Here is a 639-nt window from a genome sequence, read left to right as displayed (position 1 = left end):
ACATCTTCGGGTTGTGAGGTTAAGCGAATAAGCGTACACGGTGGATGCCTAGGCAATCAGAGGCGATGAAGGACGTGCTAATCTGCGATAAGCGTCGGTAAGGTGATATGAACCGTTATACCCGACGATTTCCGAATGGGGAAACCCAATATCCAATGGATATTATCATGACGTGAATACATAGTGTCATGAAGCGAACCGGGAGAACTGAAACATCTCAGTACCCCGAGGAAAAGAAATCAACCGAGATTCCCCTAGTAGCGGCGAGCGAACGGGGAACAGCCCAGAGTCTTAATCAATAGCAGCATCAGGAGAACGGTCTGGAAAGTCCGGCAGTAAAGGGTGATAGCCCCGTATCTGAAGATGCTGTTATTGTGAACTCGACGAGTAGGGCGGGACACGTGTTATCCTGTCTGAATATGGGGGGACCATCCTCCAAGGCTAAATACTCCTGATTGACCGATAGTGAACCAGTACCGTGAGGGAAAGGCGAAAAGAACCCCGGCGAGGGGAGTGAAAAAGAACCTGAAACCGTGTACGTACAAGCAGTAGGAGCCTCTTTATGGGGTGACTGCGTACCTTTTGTATAATGGGTCAGCGACTTATATTCTGTAGCAAGGTTAACCGTATAGGGGAGCC

Annotated in this window: 1 rRNA gene; it reads left to right on the top strand. The window is 49.3% G+C overall.

The annotated features are described in order from the left end of the window. Window positions 1–17 precede the first annotated feature (17 nt). Window positions 18–639: ribosomal RNA gene (locus ABN256_RS19135) — 23S ribosomal RNA — on the top strand; the annotation flags it as partial.

The organism is Proteus sp. fly-1008, from assembly GCF_040140305.1.
GTDB lineage: Bacteria > Pseudomonadota > Gammaproteobacteria > Enterobacterales > Enterobacteriaceae > Proteus > Proteus vulgaris_B.
The sequence above is the reverse complement of the archived record's forward strand: the minus strand, read 5'-3'. Positions and strand labels throughout refer to the sequence as shown.